This is a genomic window from Pseudochelatococcus lubricantis, assembly GCF_011762225.1.
Lineage (GTDB): Bacteria > Pseudomonadota > Alphaproteobacteria > Rhizobiales > Beijerinckiaceae > Pseudochelatococcus > Pseudochelatococcus lubricantis.
The window spans coordinates 310,941-325,725 of record NZ_JAASQI010000005.1 but is presented as its reverse complement, the minus strand read 5'-3'; the positions used below and the strand labels follow the sequence as shown (position 1 = coordinate 325,725).

The 14,785-nt window shown below is 65.2% G+C and carries 11 protein-coding genes; 7 read left to right on the top strand and 4 right to left on the bottom strand.

Features of this window, described 5'->3' with window-relative positions; all coding sequences use genetic code 11:
- The first annotated feature begins 53 nt into the window (after positions 1 to 53).
- From ehuC to ehuA, 3 genes are all read left to right on the top strand, one after another.
- Positions 54 to 719: an ectoine/hydroxyectoine ABC transporter permease subunit EhuC gene (gene ehuC / locus FHS82_RS12690; protein ID WP_166953338.1), complete on the top strand. Its 666-nt coding sequence runs from the start codon at positions 54 to 56 to the stop codon at positions 717 to 719.
- Positions 716 to 1,408: an ectoine/hydroxyectoine ABC transporter permease subunit EhuD gene (ehuD, locus tag FHS82_RS12685; protein ID WP_166953336.1), complete on the top strand. Its 693-nt coding sequence runs from the start codon at positions 716 to 718 to the stop codon at positions 1,406 to 1,408. Before ehuC ends, ehuD begins: the two co-directional genes overlap by 4 nt.
- 71 nt (positions 1,409 to 1,479) lie before the next feature.
- Positions 1,480 to 2,271, top strand: coding sequence for an ectoine/hydroxyectoine ABC transporter ATP-binding protein EhuA (ehuA, locus tag FHS82_RS12680; protein WP_166953448.1), 792 nt, complete (start codon positions 1,480 to 1,482; stop codon positions 2,269 to 2,271).
- Positions 2,272 to 2,283: 12 nt separating this feature from the next.
- Here the strand turns inward: ehuA and FHS82_RS12675 are convergent, their stop codons facing one another.
- The gene (locus FHS82_RS12675) at positions 2,284 to 2,751 is read right to left on the bottom strand and encodes an Lrp/AsnC family transcriptional regulator (protein ID WP_166953334.1); all 468 of its coding nucleotides are present in this window, start codon (positions 2,749 to 2,751) and stop codon (positions 2,284 to 2,286) included.
- A gap of 133 nt (positions 2,752 to 2,884) precedes the next feature.
- On the opposite strand from FHS82_RS12675, the gene FHS82_RS12670 reads away from it, so the two are divergent.
- Together FHS82_RS12670 and FHS82_RS12665 are read left to right on the top strand one after the other, a co-directional pair.
- Entirely contained in the window at positions 2,885 to 4,363 is a 1,479-nt protein-coding gene (locus FHS82_RS12670) for an NAD-dependent succinate-semialdehyde dehydrogenase (RefSeq protein WP_166953332.1), read from the top strand.
- 12 nt (positions 4,364 to 4,375) lie between these two features.
- Positions 4,376 to 5,779: an aspartate aminotransferase family protein gene (locus tag FHS82_RS12665; RefSeq protein WP_166953330.1), complete on the top strand. Its 1,404-nt coding sequence runs from the start codon at positions 4,376 to 4,378 to the stop codon at positions 5,777 to 5,779.
- Between the two features lie 84 nt (positions 5,780 to 5,863).
- Here the strand turns inward: FHS82_RS12665 and FHS82_RS20920 are convergent, their stop codons facing one another.
- Positions 5,864 to 10,711, bottom strand: a complete 4,848-nt coding sequence (locus FHS82_RS20920; protein WP_208394212.1) for a metallophosphoesterase — start codon at positions 10,709 to 10,711, stop codon at positions 5,864 to 5,866.
- 153 nt (positions 10,712 to 10,864) lie between these two features.
- Between FHS82_RS20920 and FHS82_RS12650 the strand changes: the two genes are divergently transcribed.
- Together FHS82_RS12650 and dld are read left to right on the top strand one after the other, a co-directional pair.
- The gene (locus tag FHS82_RS12650) at positions 10,865 to 11,596 is read left to right on the top strand and encodes a UTRA domain-containing protein (protein ID WP_166953328.1); all 732 of its coding nucleotides are present in this window, start codon (positions 10,865 to 10,867) and stop codon (positions 11,594 to 11,596) included.
- A 172-nt stretch (positions 11,597 to 11,768) separates the two neighbouring features.
- Positions 11,769 to 13,496, top strand: coding sequence for a D-lactate dehydrogenase (dld, locus tag FHS82_RS12645; RefSeq protein WP_166953326.1), 1,728 nt, complete (start codon positions 11,769 to 11,771; stop codon positions 13,494 to 13,496).
- 42 nt (positions 13,497 to 13,538) lie between these two features.
- Here the strand turns inward: dld and FHS82_RS12640 are convergent, their stop codons facing one another.
- Positions 13,539 to 14,252 (bottom strand): LrgB family protein, encoded by a 714-nt coding sequence (locus FHS82_RS12640; protein ID WP_166953324.1) that lies wholly within the window; start codon positions 14,250 to 14,252, stop codon positions 13,539 to 13,541.
- Positions 14,224 to 14,661 (bottom strand): CidA/LrgA family protein, encoded by a 438-nt coding sequence (locus tag FHS82_RS12635; protein ID WP_377592034.1) that lies wholly within the window; start codon positions 14,659 to 14,661, stop codon positions 14,224 to 14,226. The genes FHS82_RS12640 and FHS82_RS12635 overlap by 29 nt, the downstream gene beginning before the upstream one ends.
- Positions 14,662 to 14,785 lie beyond the last annotated feature (124 nt).

The following is a 14,785-nucleotide window of genomic DNA, read 5'->3' as shown; positions in this document are numbered from 1 at the left end:
TCACGCGGGCGGGCATCCGCTTCGCTCGAAAACGCCATAAAGGAGGGGCGCCGATGAACTGGCTTTCCTACCTGCCATCGCTGGCGCAGGGTGCGCTGGTCACCGCCGAGATCACGTTCGTTTCCATCGTGATCGGCGGGCTGCTGTCGTTCGCGGCAGGCATCGCCCGTGTCGAGGGCGGGCGGATACCGGCCTTCGTCGCCCTGTGCTACACGGAAATCTTCCGCGGCACGTCGCTGCTCGTGCAGCTGTTCTGGCTGTACTACGCCCTGCCGCTGATCGGGCTGTCGTTCGATCCGGTGACGACCGGCATCATCGGCCTGTCCCTGCACGCGGGCGGCTATGGCGCGGAAATCGTGCGCGGGGCGCTGCTGGCCGTGCCGCAGCAGCAGCTCGAAGCCGCGCGGGCGCTGAACTTCAGCCGCCGGCACACGCTGTTCCATATCGTGCTGCCGCAGAGCCTCGTCGAGATGATGCCGGCCTTCGGCAACCTCGCCATCGACACGCTGAAGCTGTCGTCGCTGGTGTCGCTGATCTCGATCGCCGATCTCACCTTTCGGGCGCAGTCCATCCGCAACCTCACGCTCGACAGCACGACCGTCTACACGCTGACGCTGATCGGCTACTTTCTCATGGCGCTGGTCCTCGCGGCGATCATGCGGCTCATCGAGCGGCTGGTCAGGCGCGGGGCGGCATTTCCGAAGGCGGCGCACGCATGATGTACGGCCTTGCATGGGATACCTCGACGCCGCTGGCGTTCGCGACATCCATCCTGCCGATCCTGCTGATCGGCCTGACGGTCACGGTGAAGGCGGCGCTCGCGGGCTTCGCCATCGCCATCGTCATGGGGCTCGTCTTCGCCCTGCTGCGCCGCAGCCGGATAAGGGCTGTTTCGTGGACGACGGCGTTCGTGGTGGAATTCCTGCGCGACACGCCACTGCTGGTGCAGCTTTTCTTCCTCTACTATGTTCTGCCGGACTACGGCGTCGTGATGCCGGCGTTCCTCACCGGCGTGCTGGCGCTGGGGCTGCAGTATTCCGCCTACACGTCCGAGGTGTACCGGGGCGGCATCGACGCCATTCCGCGCGGCCAGTGGGAGGCGGCAACGGCGCTCAACCTCTCCCGGCTCACGGTCTACCGGGACATCGTCATCCCGCAGGTGGTGCCGCGCATCGTGCCCGCCATGGGCAACTACGCGGTGGCGATGTTCAAGGAGACGCCGGTGCTGTCCGTCATCACCATTCTGGAGATGCTCGGCCTCGCCAACATGATCGGGGAGCAGACGTATCAATATCTGCTGCCGCTCACCATGGTCGGCCTCATCTTCCTGCTGCTGACGCTCATCTGCTCCGCCGCCATCCATCAGCTCGAACGCCGGCTGCCGAAAGCGGGCGTTCCGCTGAAATGAGAAGCGTTGCAGACATGATCCATTCGAGACAACCCGACACAATCAACAGCCGCATGGAGGCCGTCATGGCGATGCAGAGTCCGGCGGCGGTGGCAGAGGCCGCCGCGCCCATCATCCGTTTCGACGGCGTCACCAAGCGCTTCGGCGCACTCACCGTGCTCGACGATTTCAGCTTCGCCGTGGCGCCCGGCGAGAAGGTGACGCTGATCGGCCCCTCCGGTTCCGGCAAGTCCACGGTGCTGCGCATCCTGATGACGCTGGAGCCCTTTCAGGAAGGCACGCTGACGCTGGGCGGCCACGGCTATCACCAGCCGGGCGGCGCCGGCGCATTCCGCGCGTCGGAAAAGCACCTGCGCGCCATCCGCTGCAACGTCGGCATGGTTTTCCAGAGCTTCAACCTGTTTCCGCACATGAGCGTGCTGCGCAACATCACCGAGGCGCCGCGGGCCCACGGCGTGCCACGCGCGGAGGCGGAGGGCAGGGCACTCGACCTGCTGGGCCTCGTGGGCCTTGCCGACAAGAAAGACCACTTCCCGGCACAGCTCTCGGGCGGGCAGCAGCAGCGTGTCGCCATCGCGCGGGCGCTCGCCATGCGTCCGCGCGTGCTGCTGTTCGACGAGCCTACTTCGGCGCTCGACCCGCAACTCGTCGGCGAGGTGCTGGGCGTCATCCGCAGCCTCGCTCATGAGCACGACCTGACCATGCTGCTCGTCACGCACGAGATGCGCTTCGCGCGCGAGGTCTCCGACCGCGTCTGCTTCTTCAACAAGGGGCGCATCGTGGAGCAGGGCGATCCGGAGCGGATGTTCAGAAGCCCGGAGCACCCGGAAACGCGCGCCTTCCTGCAATCGGTGCTCGCGTGATCCGAATGCTGTCTATACGTCGATTGGAAAGGCGAAACCGGCCTTGACGCGATCCATCACGACCATGGTCTTGAAGCCCTTGATGTCCGGGTTTTCGTAGAAGAACCGCCGCGTGAACTGCTCGTAGTCTTCCATGTCTCGGGCCGTGACGACGAGGATGAAATCCGCATCGCCGGTGACGTAGTAGCCGATCATCACCTCCCGGGTATTGCGGATCGCCTGCTTGAACCGGTCGACGATGTCGGCCCGCTCGCGTTCGAGCGAGACGAGCACGATCATGGAAACGGGGCGTCCCACGGCCCTGGGCGACACGATCGAGACATCGGCCTCGATCACGCCCTCCGCCCGCAGGCGCTTCAGCCGCCGCTGGCAGGCCGTGGGCGACAGATTGACGATCTTCGCCAGTTCCTCGGACGTCAGCCTGTTGTTTCGCTGCACGGCTTCGAGAAGGGCAACGTCGGCGCGATCAAGCTCTGTCATGCATTAATCCTGCGTAGAATTTCATATATCGCAGAAATTCTGTATATCAATCGCTATTATCGCCGTCAACATGCGTGCAAGCGGCGATACAGTTCTTCTCAGCGAAACGGATTCCGCAAGCTGGAGTATTTCGATGCAAGGCCTTGCCATCGCAGCCCTGAAACGCCTCGAACGGCCCGATTTCCCCGAGCGCCGCGCTTTCGTCGCCGGCTGCTGGATCGAGCGGGGGGAGACGACCCCGGTCATCGACCCCGCCACGGGCGAGCATCTCGTCGATGTCGCCGCCTGTTCCGCCGCGGATGTGGACCGGGCCGTGGAAGCGGCGCATACGGCTTTCCTTGCGTGGCGGGATGTGCTGCCGGCCGAGCGGGGCGCCATCCTGCGCGCCTGGGCGGCCGGGATGCGCCGCAACGCCAACGATCTTGCGGTGCTGATCACTGCGGAGCAGGGCAAGCCGCTGGCGGAAGCGCGCGGCGAGATCGCCTATGCGGCGCAGTTTCTCGACTGGTTCGCCGCCGAGGGCGAGCGCGCCTATGGCGAGACGATCCCGAGCCATCTGCGCGGCAGTCGCCTGTCGGTCCAGATGCAGCCCGTCGGTGTGACGGCCGCGATCACCCCGTGGAACTTTCCCTCCGCCATGATCGCGCGCAAGGCCGGGGCCGCGCTGGCGGCCGGGTGCACCATGATCGTGAAGCCGGCGCCCGAAACCCCGCTTTCGGCGCTGGCGCTGGCGCGCCTCGCGGAGGAGGCCGGGGTGCCGGAGGGCGTGCTGCAGGTCGTCACGGGAGAGGCGGCGCCGCTCGCGCGCCGGCTGCTGGACCACACGGAAGTGCGTGCCTTCTCGTTCACCGGCTCCACCGAAATCGGACGGCTTCTTCTTACCCGGTCCGCGCTGACGATCAAGAAGGCGTCGCTCGAACTGGGCGGCCACGCGCCGTTCGTGGTGTTCGATGACGCGCCTCTCGAAAACGCCGTCGACGGCTGCATGGCCGCGAAATTCGCGACTTCCGGGCAGGACTGCCTCGCCGCGAACCGCATCTACGTGCAGCGGGCCTGCTACGAGCGTTTCACGGAGGTATTCGCGCGCGCAACGGCTGCGCTCAAGGTAGGGCACGGCCTCGCGGACGGCGTCGACATCGGCCCCATGACCCGCCCTTCGGTCGCGCACAAATGCCGCCAGCAGATCGCGCAGGCGCTCGCGGCCGGCGCGCGCCTCGTCACGGGCACGCAGGACAGCCCGCTCGCCGGCAACTTCGTCACGCCGGCCGTGCTCGCCGACGTGACGGACGACATGCTGATCGCCCGCGAGGAAACGTTCGGGCCGGTTGCCGCCATCCTGCCCTTCGACAGCGAAGAGGAGGTCATCGCGCGGGCGAACGACACCGAGATGGGCCTAGCCGCCTATGTCTACACGGCCGATCTGGCGCGGGCCATGCGTCTCACGGACCGGCTGGAATACGGCATGGTCGCCGTCAACACACCAAAATTCACCGGCGCGCCGATCCCGTTCGGCGGCTGGAAACAATCCGGACTGGGCCGCGAGGGATCGAGACACGGCCTCGCCGAATACCTTGAGCCGAAATACGTCTGCATCGGTCATCCGGCCGCGTGAAAGGAGAACGACATGTCATTGAACATCAAGGAAATCAGTGAACTGGACCGGCGGAGCGTCCTGCATCCCTTCACGCAACTCAAGGATTTCGCGACCGGCCGGATCGGCGATCCGACCATCGTCGAGACCGGAAAGGGCATCCGCATCAGGGACGCCGCCGGCAACGAGCTGATCGATGGCTTTGCCGGCCTCTACTGTGTCAACATCGGCTACGGCCGCACGGAGGTGGCAGAGGCCATTGCGCGCCAAGCCTACAAGCTCGCCTATTATCATACCTACGCCGCACACACGACGGAAGAACTCGCCATCCTTTCCGACCGTCTCGTCCGGATGGCGCCGGGCAGGATGAGCAAGGTTTTTTACGGCATGTCGGGCTCCGACGCGAACGAGACGCAGGCCAAGATCGTCTGGTATTACAACAATCTGCGCGGCAAGCCGGCGAAGAAGAAGATCATCGCGCGCGAGCGCGGCTACCATGGATGCAGCGTCATTTCTGGTTCGATGACCGGGATGAGCTTCTACCACGACCATATGGACCTGCCGCTCCCGAACATCCTTCATACAGGCGTTCCCCATTACTACCGGGGCGCGCGGCCCGGCGAGACCGAACAGGAATTCTCGAACCGCCGCGCCGCCGAACTCGACGAGCTGATCGAGCGCGAAGGGCCGGACACCGTCGGCGCCTTCATCGCCGAGCCGGTGCTGGGCACCGGCGGCATCACGCCGCCGCCGGAAGGCTACTGGCCGGCGATCCAGGCCGTGCTCAGGAAGCACGACGTGCTGCTGATCGCCGACGAGGTAATAACCGGATTCGGCCGCACGGGCTCGCTGTTCGGCTCGCAGCATTATGGCATCGAGCCCGATCTCATCACCGTCGCCAAGGGCCTCACCTCGGCCTACTTCCCGCTGTCGGGCGCGATTGTCGGCGAGAAGGTTTACGCGGTGCTTGAGGAGGCCGCCGACAAGGTGGGGGCGTTCTCGCACGGCTACACCTATTCCGGCCATCCCATCGGCGCGGCGGCGGCTAACGCGGTGCTCGACATCGTCGAGAAGGAAAACCTGCCCGGCAACGCCCGCGCGGTGGGTGCCTATTTTCAGGCGCAGCTCAAGGAGACATTCGCCCAGTTGCCCATCGTCGGCGAGGTGCGCGGCGTCGGCCTGATGGCCGCCATCGAGTTCGTGGCCGACCGCGAAAGCCGGACGCTCTTCGACCCGGCGCTCAAGATCGGTGCGCGCGTCTCGAAGGCCGCGCGCGACCGGGGCCTGATCGCGCGCGCCATGCCGCACGGCGACATCCTCGGCTTCGCGCCGCCCCTCGTCGTCACGCGGGAGGAAATCGACGAAATCGTCGAGATCGCCGGGGCATCCGTGCGCGAGGTCATGGACGAACTGGTGCGCGAGGGGCGTAAGATCTGATTCCGTTGAGGACGGCCCGGAAAAGAAAAGGCGGGGCACTTGCGTGCCCCGCCGATATCTTGTCGCTGGATCAGGCGTCTGCCGTCAGCCCACGAGGTCGTAGCCGACGATCTGGCCGAGGTCGCGGATCGCGGTCGTGCCCACCAGGTCGAGTTCGACCACGTTCTCGATCGACAGGTTGCCTTCCGCCATGTTGTTCACCGTGCGCAGGCCCGTGGGGTTCAGCATCGTCAGCGCGTTGCTCAGCCCGTTGATGTTGCCCGTGCGGTCGCCCGTCTGAACGACATACCAGTTGTCGTCGAAGCGGAATGCCGCCACGCTGTTCTGGCCCATCACGCTCGCCACGTAAGTCGTCGCCAGCGCCACGTCGTTGGTCAGCGAACTCAGCATGTTCGAGATCGTGTTGGTCAGCACGCCGTTGGTGAACGCCTGCGAGGTGCCGCGGCCGCTCGCCTGCTGGTGCACGCCGAGGCCGTCGAACGCCAGCTTGTCGCCTTCGCCGATGTTGAAGTCGGTGACGAGGTCGATCTGGCGCGCGCCGGACTGGTCGGCGGCATCGAACAGGAAGGTGTCGGCGCCCTTGCCGCCGGTCATGACGTCGCGGCCGGCGCCACCCCGGATGACGTTGTCGAAGGCATTGCCGGTGAGCGTGTTGTCGCCCGCGCCGCCGAAGAGGCTGCTGTCCTTCGCGGCGTCGAGGAGGGTGCCCTGCTCGATGTTGTCGGGCAGGACGACAGTGGCCTTCTCGCCGTCGTAGAACACGCGGTCGATGGCGTTCGTGCCGAGGTCGGCAACCAGTGCGTCGGCATCGTACAGGTAGATGTCGTTGCCGCCGAACTGGTTCTTGACGATCTCATAAGGCGACAGGACCTGATGCGCGGCCGAGACGTCCGACCAGGCAAGGGCGTTGCCGGCGGCGTCGGTGATGGCAACGTCCTGCGCAAGAGCGAGCGCGAGCGAACCGCGGCCGACGACGCCGGTGACGGTGACGGTCCAGGTGCTGCCCTCGCCCTCGACCTTGTCGATGGCGTAGCCGTCCTTGAGGCCGGTGGCGATGAGCGCGAAGTCGGCCGCGTCGACGTCCTTCACGGCCTCGTCGAAGGTGACCTCGAACACCACCGTGTCCGCACCCACGTCATCGGTGAGCGCGCGGATGCCGGCAATCGTCGGCGGCGTCGTGTCGACCGGGACGTCCTTGAGGCTGACGACCTTGACGTCGTCATAGGACAGCCCGTTCGCCGCGCCCCAGTTGTAGAGGGCGATGGTACCGTGGTCGAGGGAGCGATCCTCGATCACGTTGGCGAAGATCTTCTCGCCGTCGATGGTGACGGTGATGACGTGATCCTCGATATCGACCCGCACCAGCGTATCCTGCTGCCGGGAGATATGACCGCCCGTCCGGCCGAGGATGGTTTCGATACCGTCCACGAGCCGGGTGATCTGGATGAGCTGGTTTTCCTTGTTGATGTCGAGCTTGTAGTAGTTGTTTTCATCCTGATAGTAGAACAGGACACCGGTCGACTTGCCCTGACCGACGTTCAGCAGCGTTTCGACGGAGTAGTCCTGCCACTGGCTCGCACCCGCGCCCTCGTAGACCGCGTACGTGCCCTTGCGCAGGATGTAGTCGCCGTCGCCCAGCGGGCTCCAGCCACGATCCCAGAGGTTGGAGGAGGTGGCGTTCCAGCCGCTGGTCAACTGGCGGGAGTACACGTTTGCGTCCTGCACCAGCTCGCCGTTCGTCACGCGCCAGTTGGCGTCCGCATTGTACTCGCCCTCGTCGACGAAGCGCCAACCGGCCGTGCCGGCGCTGAAGTCTTCCTGAAGCAGGATATCCTTCTGCGCGGCGATGTCGACCAGGACCTTGTCGCTCGCCCAGTTTCCGGCGGCGTCGCGGACCTCAAGCGTGATGTCGGCGGCATTGACGGGCAACGTGACGACAGCGTTCTTGCCGGTGGCGACCACCTTGTCACCAAGCACCCAGCGATACTCTACGATTTCGCGCGGGCCGAAGCTGGAGGCCGCCGAAACGGACACCTGCACGTTGCCGTCGCCATCCGAGTCGAGCACGCGCGCGCCGGTCTCGCCATGTGCCGTGAGAGCGACCTTGTTGACGAGAACGTTGTCGAACGACGCCGTGTCCTGCGCGGAGGAGTAGACGCCAACGGTGCCGCCGGCCAGCGGCGCGCTGTCCGTGACGGGGCCGCCGAAGATGTCGTGGTTGTCGAGCAGCACGCGGATCTCGTTGCCGATGACCGCCACGCGCAGCTCGGCGTCGGCATCCATGACGATGCCCTTCTCGACCTGCGCCAGAACAGTCGTCTGGCCGTTCTGCACCTTGACGAGCGAGCGGGCGTTGCCGTTGATGTCGAACGTGACGCGGTAGTAGTTGCTCTGGTCCTGATAGCGGAAGACGACGCCGATCTGGCCGGAGTTGTCGTTCGTCCTCAGCGTGAGGTCGTAGACGTAGTCATTCCACTGCTTCGCCTCGACGTTGTTCCACACCAGGATGTTGGTGCCGCCGTTGGTGAGGTCCTTCAGGGTGCCTTCGCCGTCGGTCTCGCCGGACTTGACCGTACCCACAACCTTCAGCGGAGAGCTGACGACGACGTCCGGAACGTTCAGCGTGCCGGTGCCGAAGGTGGCGCTGAGCTTGCCGTTCGTGAAGTCGAACTGCGTCGCGCCGGCAATGGCCTGGGAGGAGATGCCTCCGGCTGAAGCCTTGCCGAAGGAGGTGATTTCCTGCTGGCTCAGCGCGTGGTCGGCGAACAGGAAGCTGTTGATATAGCCGCCGGTGGTGTCCGAGTCGTCATCGGTGAACAGCAGCACGCCCTTGGTGGGGTCGATATCGAAGCGCCCGCCACGGTAGCTGTCGGTCTGCTGGCCGACGTACTGGCCCTCGATGTACTTCTTGATGATGTAGCTGCTGTCCGTCTGCTTCTCGAAGGTGAAGGCAACGCGCTGCCAGGAGCCGTATTTGAAATCGCCCTGATAGACGCTGCTGATGCCGAGGCTGCCCGTGCCGTCGTTGTCGTTGCGCAGGTAGAATTCGGCGTCGGAGTTGTTCGTGACGTCAGTCTGGAACAGCGACCACCAGCCGCCGGAGTTGGTGGGCAGCAGGACGTCGAACGCGAAGGTGTAGGACGTCACGAGGCCGTTTGCCGGCACGTTCGCCAGTTCCGGCTTGAACAGCAGGTGCTGTTGCTTCGTGTACTTGGGGAACTTCAGGATCTCGGCCTCGCCGCCGGTCATTTCGGGCAGGCCGAAATCGGACGGGGCGCCCAGTTCCGCGAGCTTGATGTCGGTCGGCGCGGACCAGCCGTTGGTGTTGCCGTCATTGAAGTTGTCGGAGAGCAGCGTGTTCTTGCCGATGACCGTGACGCGGACGTCGTCGGCGCTGGTGTAGCCGTTCGCGTCCGTCACCTCAAGGGTCAGGACGCGCGAGCCGGCTTCCTGATAGATGAAGGGGTTGCGGCCGGTGGCGACGACGGTGCCCTCGGAGTCCTTCCACACGTAGCTGACATCGGCGTCGGCGGGCAGGATCGTCTGGGAGGCATCGAGCCTGAAGTGGGCGACATCGCCGGTGGCTTCGACGAAGAGGTCCTTGCCGGCCTTGGCGACGGGCACGTCCAGCGGCGTGGACAGGTCGACACCCGTGAAGGTTTCCTGGTGGCCGGCGTAATACCCCGTCAGGCCGTCGCGATCCAGCTCCGGCTTGCCGCGGTAGCCATCGAGATAGTCGTCGAATTCCGTGAAGTAGGTCTCGGTGTAGACGGCGTCGTTCTCGGGGTCGATGGTGATCAGGCGGATGGCGCCATTGCCGCCGTTGCTGCCATTGGCCTCGTTACCGTTGCCGGTGGTCTCCGCCGCGACGCCGTTCTGGTAGTTGACCATCATCTGGAAGACGGGCTGGCCGCCGGCGCCGTAGCTGATCTGCGTCTGCGCGCCGTCGATGAAGTTGTGGCCGGAGAACGTGAAGGCGACGTTCGGATACTTGCTGACGAGCTTCTCCCAGATGCCGTCGCCGTCCGAGGAGCCGCGCTCGTCGTTGCCGACGCCATAGGCCGGGCCGGCGTTCTCGCCGGTGAGCTGGGGCGTCATGGAGCCGACGCGCTCGTCGCCCGCCATGTAGCCATGCGTCGTGACGATGACGCGGTGGTCGAGATGCCCTTCGATGACCTCGGCCGCCCAGCGCAGCACGTCATCGCGGGGGCCGAATTCGAGCGACAGGTTGAGCCACTTCGTGCCGTCCGGGGCGGTGAAGGTGTGGTAGCTGTTCCAGAAGCTCTCCGGCTCCTTGTCATAGACGCCGCCGAAACCCGGGAGCTTCGACTGTTCCGCGACCGTGAAGTACTTGCTGAGGTTGTCCAGCGTGCGCGAACCCGCGCTGCCGCCGGAGGCGAGGTCGTGGTTGCCGGGCAGGATGGAGTAGGGGAGCTTGCCGTCCAGGATGCGTAGGGACTCCTCCGCGCGCTGCCATTCCGCGTCCGTGTTGTGATAGGTCACGTCGCCGACGTGGGTCACGAACTGGATGTTGAGGCTTTCCTTGTTGTCGACCAGCCACTGCGTCATCCGGCTGAAGATCGACGGGGAAGCGTAGTTGGCGGTGTAGTCCTGCGTGTCGGGAATCACCGCGATGGTGTAGGCGTTCTCGCCCGCGACGCGGACGCGGAAATCGTCGACAATCGCCGAGCCGTCGGAGGCGGTCGCGGTGATGCGGATGTCGGAATGGCCGTAATCGCCGAACGAAAGCTTCAGGAGGCCGTTGGCGTCGACGGTGGCCGCCACGCTATCGCCGTTCGACGTCTGGACGGAAAAAGTGTAGCCGGTGCCAAACTTTCCGTTCAGATCGATAACTTGCGGTTCTTCGCCCTTCCTGACAAGGAAGGCGTTCACGGGCGTCGCGATTGCGGCGTCTTGAGGGGATGCTGCCATGATTGAACACTCCAGCAGGGGGTCGTTAGCGATATGAAATTTAACTTATTGATATGATTGACATATTTTTATGTGGACTAGTCCACCTGCAGACTATAGTCGTGCTCTTTGAATGCCGGATGACAAGTCGTCGTTTTCCTGCCGGAGTTGCTGATGAGCAGAGTTGGGGTGAGGGGTGAAATCCGCGGCCGTCTCGGGGCCGTACAGCTTGAAGTTCGTAAGCGCATTCAGAAGCAGCTCTACGGACCGGGGCAGCGTCTGCCTTCCGAGCGGGAGTTGAGCAACGAGTTCGAGATGCCGCGCGTGTCGTTGCACGAATGTCTCGTGCAACTGGAGGCGGAGGGCCTGATCTACCGGGAGACGAACCGGGGATGGTACGTGTCGCCGCCGCGCTTTCTCTATAACCCGCAGTCACGGGGGCATTTCACACAGTCCGCCGTGGAGCAGGGGCGGCGGCCCAGCACACGGGTCATCGACAAGCGCCTCACGCCCGCGCCTCAGCAGGTGTCGGAACTGCTGGAGCTTGCAGCGGAAACGGAACTCGCCTGCATCCGCCGCGTGCGCTCCATAGACGGCCGGCCCGTGCTTTACGTCGAGCACTATTTCAGCCCCACCGTGTTTCCCGATCTGTTCGAGCAGGATCTGTCGGGCTCGCTGACGGAGCTGTACCGCGACAGATACGGCTTCCACTACGGGCGCATGCGGTATCAGATCATTCCGACGGCGGTGCGGAACGATGCCGCCAAGGTGCTCCGCCTCGCGAACGGTGGCCCAGCGCTGCTGGTGCGGCGCGTCAACCACGAAGCAAGCGGCCGCGCGAAGGACTGCGACCTAGAATACTGGCGCCACGACGCAGTTCTGGTGGAAGTCGAGGTCGAGAACTGACGGGAGCGGATCCAGGCACGGTTCCCGGCCTTGCCTGAAAACGCTCCAATGTTGCCGCGGGCGTGTGGCCAAGCCGGCCGGGCTGTGCCAGAAAGATGAAACGTTGCCGGACGCCGGGCCTGAGCCGCGCCGGCGCCTCGCGTGCCGGAAGGGCGATACAGGACAAGGTCTCATGAGCACATCCGCCGTCAGCAACCAGGCGCTTCTGGAAAAGTTCGGGAGCATCGTCGGCAGCAGCAACGTCCTCACCGGCGCGCGGCAGACGCGGCGCTTCCGCAAGGGCTACCGCTTCGGCGAGGGCGATGTCCTCGCGGTGGTGCGACCCGGCACGCTCGTCGAGCAGTGGCGCGTCCTGCAGGCGGCGGTCGCGGCCGGCAAGATCGTCCTCATGCAGGCAGCCAATACGGGCCTGACCGGCGGCTCCACGCCGGACGGCAACACCTATGACCGCGAGATCGTGCTGATCAGCACCCAGCGGCTTACCGGGATTCAGGTGATCGACGAGGGGCGGCAGGTCATCTGCCTGCCTGGCGCGACCCTCGACAACCTGGAAAAGACACTGAAGCCGCTGGGACGCGAGCCGCATTCTGTCATTGGCTCGTCGTGCATCGGTGCGTCGGTTCTGGGCGGCGTGTGCAACAATTCGGGCGGCGCGCTGGTGCGGCGCGGCCCCGCCTTCACGCAACTCGCGCTCTATGCGCGGGTGGACGAGAGCGGCGCGCTCGGCCTCGTCAACCATCTCGGCGTGGCGCTCGGCGACGCGCCGGAGGAAATCCTCGAACGGCTGGAGAAGGGCGATTACCGCCCGGAGGATATCGTTCACGACGACGGTCTCGCCGCATCCGACCACGGTTACGGCGATCACGTGCGGCAGGTCGATGCCGACACGCCGGCGCGCTTCAATGCCGATCCCGGCCGGCTTTTCGAGGCTTCCGGCTCGGCCGGGAAGCTCGCGCTGTTCGCCGTGCGGCTCGATACGTTTCCGATGGAGAAGAGCCGGGTCTTCTACATCGGCGCCAACGACACACGCAGCCTCACCGGCGTGCGCCGCCACATGCTGACGGCCTTCTCGACGCTGCCGGTCTCCGGCGAGTACATCCACCGCGACGCCTTCGACATCGGCGAGACCTACGGCAAGGACATCTTCCTGATCATCGACCGGTTGGGGACGGAATACATGCCACGCGCCTTCGCGCTGAAAAGCCGGATGGACGCCTTCTTCGAGGGCATCGGCCTGCGCGGCTTCACCGACAAGGTCCTGCAGGCGGCGGTGTCGCTGCTGCCCGGCCATCTGCCGGCGCGGATGAAGGAATTCCGCGACCGCTACGAACACCACCTGCTGCTCCGGGTCTCGCTGGACACTGCCGACGGGACGCGGGACTTTCTGAAAACCTTCTTCGCCACGAACGACGGCGACTTCTTCGAGTGCGACGACAATGAGGGCCGCAAGGCGTTCCTGCACCGCTTCGCCGTGGCGAGCGCCGCGATCCGCTATCGCGAAACGCACAGGAGCACGGTCGAGGATATCGTCGCACTCGACATCGCCCTGCGGCGCAACGACCAGGACTGGTTCGAACAACTTCCCGCGGACATCGAGGACAAGCTCGTCAGCAAACTCTATTACGGGCACTTCTTCTGCCACGTCTTCCATCAGGACTACATCGTCCGGAAGGGGCACGATCCGCTGCAGATCGAGCACGGGATGTGGAAGCTGCTCGACGGGCGCGGCGCAGAATACCCGGCGGAGCACAACGTCGGGCATCTCTATCACGCGAAGCCGGCGCTGAAGGCGTTCTACCGCGGCCTCGACCCCTGCAACGTCTTCAACCCCGGCATCGGCCACACTTCGAAGTTCTTCTGCTGGGCCGAGGACGCGCAGACGGCGGAAGCAGGGCGCTGACGCCAGGCGCCGGAAGAAAGGGAGGCCGCGTCGGCCTCCCGATCACTGGAACGCATGGACGAGAACCGGCGCGATGAGGACGTTGAGCAGGCCCACCAGCACCATGATGAGGCCGGCGACGGCGCCTTCCTCCGCGCCGACCTCGTAGGCCCTCGCTGTTCCCGCGCCGTGCGCACCCATGCCGAACAGCGAGCCGCGCGCGATGCTCGACCGCAGCGGCAGCCATGACAGCAGGACGCCGCCGATGGCTGCCCCCGCCACGCCGGTCGCGACGACGAACACCGCCGTCAGGTCCGGGATGCCGCCGATCTCGCTCGACACCGTCATGGCGAATGGCGTGCTGATGGAGCGCGGCAGCAGGCTGAGCCGCAGGGTGCCGTCAAGCCCCAACACCGTGGCGATGGCCCACGACGACGCCAGCGCCGTCATGCTGCCCACGACCATGCCGAGCGCCAGCACGGGCCAGTGACGCCTGATCAGCGCCCGACGCTGGTAGATCGGCACCGCGAAAGCGACGACCGTCGGGCCGAGCAGAGCCATGAGCCAGTGCGTGCCGCGAATGTAGTCGGCATAGCTGGCGTCGAGCAGAAGCATGGCGACGACGAGCAGCGCCGGCGTGGAGCCCATCGGCAGCAGCCACCAGCGTGGCCAGCGGCGATAGAGTGCTTTCGTGAACAGGTAGAAGACGATGGTCGTCACAGACCAGAACGCCGCCCGGGCGAGGGGATCACTCCACAACTGCGTCGCGATGTTCATGGCGGGAAATCCAGCGGTAGGACAGGTCCACGGTCAGCGCGGTCACGATCATCACGGTCACGGTGCTGGCGAGGATGACGACAAGCACCTTCACGCCGAGCAGGCTCAGGAACTCGCGGTGATCCATGATGGCGAGCACGGCCGGCACGAAGAACAGAAGCATGTCCGACAGGAAGCACTCCGCCCCGCGCTGCACGCGCGACAGCCGCAGCCAGCCGGTCGACAGCAGCACGAGCAGCGCCGTGAGACCGAGAAGACTGCCCGGCAGCGGTATCGGCAGCAGGCGGACGGCGCCTTCCCCCGCCAGCCAGAAGGCAACGAGAACGGCCGCCTGCGCCCACCTGTTTTCAGGCAGGCCGCGGCGCACGAAGGACATGGCGTTGCTGGCGGCGGCGTTGAAGGCGGACATAATGGACACTCGACCGGGGAAATGCGAAACGGAATGAAACGGCTGCTTGACAGAAGGTAGGTGACGGCAAATCATTCTTCAAATGAATTAAAGGACTTCTGGAAATTCCAATCCGGAATGAAGA

What these genes read in the sequence shown, in the direction of transcription:
- ehuC (WP_166953338.1), top strand. Translation starts at nt 54, where the DNA reads ATGAACTGGCTTTCCTACCTGCCATCGCTGGCGCAGGGTGCGCTGGTC.
- ehuD (WP_166953336.1), top strand. Translation starts at nt 716, where the DNA reads ATGATGTACGGCCTTGCATGGGATACCTCGACGCCGCTGGCGTTCGCG.
- ehuA (WP_166953448.1), top strand. Translation starts at nt 1,480, where the DNA reads ATGCAGAGTCCGGCGGCGGTGGCAGAGGCCGCCGCGCCCATCATCCGT.
- FHS82_RS12675 (WP_166953334.1), bottom strand. Translation starts at nt 2,751, where the DNA reads ATGACAGAGCTTGATCGCGCCGACGTTGCCCTTCTCGAAGCCGTGCAG.
- FHS82_RS12670 (WP_166953332.1), top strand. Translation starts at nt 2,885, where the DNA reads ATGCAAGGCCTTGCCATCGCAGCCCTGAAACGCCTCGAACGGCCCGAT.
- FHS82_RS12665 (WP_166953330.1), top strand. Translation starts at nt 4,376, where the DNA reads ATGTCATTGAACATCAAGGAAATCAGTGAACTGGACCGGCGGAGCGTC.
- FHS82_RS20920 (WP_208394212.1), bottom strand. Translation starts at nt 10,711, where the DNA reads ATGGCAGCATCCCCTCAAGACGCCGCAATCGCGACGCCCGTGAACGCC.
- FHS82_RS12650 (WP_166953328.1), top strand. Translation starts at nt 10,865, where the DNA reads ATGAGCAGAGTTGGGGTGAGGGGTGAAATCCGCGGCCGTCTCGGGGCC.
- dld (WP_166953326.1), top strand. Translation starts at nt 11,769, where the DNA reads ATGAGCACATCCGCCGTCAGCAACCAGGCGCTTCTGGAAAAGTTCGGG.
- FHS82_RS12640 (WP_166953324.1), bottom strand. Translation starts at nt 14,252, where the DNA reads ATGAACATCGCGACGCAGTTGTGGAGTGATCCCCTCGCCCGGGCGGCG.
- FHS82_RS12635 (WP_377592034.1), bottom strand. Translation starts at nt 14,661, where the DNA reads ATGTCCGCCTTCAACGCCGCCGCCAGCAACGCCATGTCCTTCGTGCGC.